Here is an 809-nt window from a genome sequence, read left to right as displayed (position 1 = left end):
ATATAAACACCTATTTCATTAATACGTTTCATTATAATTACTCGGTAGGTACTGCCAATTCCTGCAACAATAATAATTACAAGAAGAATTATAACCATACTGATTATAGCCGTCATTGCATTTTTAAGGATTTTTACATCATTTAAATTTGCCTTTAGAGGAATAATTGCCAAAGTTCCTGCAGGCATCCCCCCCCCTTCGTTGTAAAAGATCATTTTATCATTAACAAGAGGGAACATTCTGAAGTTTTGTTCAAAATCTGCTTGTATTTTAATAAGTTCTTTCTGAGTAAGCCCCTTACGTTCCGGGAATTCTACACAAATTCTGTTTGCAAAATTTTTATTATGACCGTAAGCTTCTCGTAGAAATTCAAAATCCATATAGCTTGTATACATTCCAAAAACACTTGAGTCCTGGAATATTCCATGAATTTCGAGAGGTACAGTATTTATATACCCCTGTAAAGTTCTAAGATAAAGTATTATTTCATCACCAGTCTGTACACCAAGTTTTTTTGCAATAGGCTCGCTAATTAAAATAGAATTACTTCCAGGTTCAATATCTGCATTACCAGAAAGATAGTTAAGTTTCGAAAAGAGATATTTTTCATCCCTAAAATTAACTCCCTTAATTACCCGTTGACGAACTTCTTCGCCTTCATAATAAAATGAAGTAACGTTACCGGCATCAAAATCGTAGCGTGCAGAAAGGACCGCATCTTTAGGTAGAAGAAACTTCATTTTTTCGATTGTTTTTAGATAATCAGGAATTGCACGCTGAAAACCAGAATTATTCATTACGCAAAAATC

1 protein-coding gene is annotated in these 809 nt (G+C 33.4%); it reads right to left on the bottom strand.

Annotated features, from left to right (window positions below):
- Nucleotides 1–797: hypothetical protein (locus MSI_RS14830; protein WP_202799351.1), on the bottom strand; the 797-nt coding region annotated here is incomplete at its 3' end.
- Nucleotides 798–809 lie beyond the last annotated feature (12 nt).

The organism is Treponema sp. JC4 (genome assembly GCF_000260795.1).
In the GTDB taxonomy this organism is placed as follows: domain Bacteria; phylum Spirochaetota; class Spirochaetia; order Treponematales; family Treponemataceae; genus Treponema_D.
This window is presented reverse-complemented; position numbering and strand designations above follow the sequence as displayed.